This window comes from Flavobacterium sp. H122, from assembly GCF_004959765.1.
In the GTDB taxonomy this organism is placed as follows: domain Bacteria; phylum Bacteroidota; class Bacteroidia; order Flavobacteriales; family Flavobacteriaceae; genus Flavobacterium.
The window spans coordinates 1-1,444 of sequence record NZ_SJZD01000030.1; the positions used below are offsets into that span (position 1 = coordinate 1).

Here is a 1,444-nt window from a genome sequence, read left to right on the forward strand (position 1 = left end):
TATTGATTTCAGCGGAGCGGTTTTAGGAAAACCGTGGACACTGGAAATCTAAAAACAAGGAGGTAAGTTTTTACTTATCCCTTTTTGAATCAGGAAACAAAGACCGTTTTTCGGTAATATCATATAAAATATACACCTTATGAGTACAGTTCAAAATCTTGTTAAGAAAATTTCGGATGTGATGGCCGATAAAGTCAGCATTCAGGTGGGAAGTTATCCATCGCCGGTTGTGTACTATAATTTAATGATTAACCAGAGTCTTTTAGGACATCACAGATTCAGTTTTACCTGGCGCATTGGTGATGTGGTAATGGACTTTAAGAATCAAGCCGATTTTATAAAGAAGTACATGGGTGCCAAAGTAATAATCACCTTGAAAGATACTGGCCGGGGTGAGAATGTTTACTTCAAGGGTATCATCACCGAGATGGAGGTTTTGGACAATGACGGTGCTTCAAAAGGTTTTCAAATTGTTGGGGAAAGCCCAACAGTGCTATTGGACGAAATCAAACAGAGCGAGACTTATTTTTCACGCCCAATAGAAGAAATAGTAAAGAAAATAGACAATTCGATGCCAAAGGGAATCCTGACCGGCATGAATGTCCGTACAAGATTTTCAACTAAATATGCTTATATCGTACAGTATAATGAAACGGATTTTCAGTTTCTGCAAAGATTAGCTATTCAATACGGCGAATGGATGTATTATGATGGAGATTATCTGCAGTTTGGAGAAATAAAAACTACAAAAGCAACATTGAACAACGGGGTTAACCTTCACAATTTTAAAATTACAAGCCGTTTAAGGCCTCAAAAAGTAGCTTTCAAGGGATATGATTATAATTATGCCTCAGAAATAGGTTCACAAAATCTGGAGCCTCAAAGTAATACCCAGAGCTATATAGCGCAAAATGCCCAGCAGGCCTCATCGAATGTTTACGATAGAAGCAATGCCAACCATGCTTTTGTGAGTAATGCACATGATGCGCAGGATATAACACGTATTCAGGAACTGACACAACAGAGTAAAGAGGCTAATGTACTGACGTATTCCGGATTGAGCAAAATTCCTTTGCAGGTAGGAGGTACAGTAACAATAGTTAAAGACAGTATTGAAAGTGAATTCATAGCAACAGGAGTACAGCATTATTCGAAAGGATTCGGACATTATGAATGTCAGTTTGATGCCATCCCAAGGGACGTAAAAGTACCGCCTTATACCAATCCGTTGTTATATCCAAAAGCTGAAACGCAAAGTGCAGTGGTAACCGATAACAACGATTCGCAGGGTATGGGACGCGTTAAAGTAAAATTCTTCTGGGGATATGAGAGTGATTGGACACGATTGGTGACACCGCATGCAGGTTCGGGGAAAGGTTTTTATTTTATACCGGAAATAGGAGAAGAAGTATTTGTTTCCTTTGAAGGCGGCAATCCGGAAAAA

At 39.1% G+C, this 1,444-nt stretch carries 1 protein-coding gene; it reads left to right on the plus strand.

The features are described from left to right. Positions 1 to 139 precede the first annotated feature (139 nt). The coding region (locus EZM65_RS15360; RefSeq protein ID WP_136669440.1) for a type VI secretion system Vgr family protein at positions 140 to 1,444 on the plus strand (1,305 nt) is incomplete at its 3' end.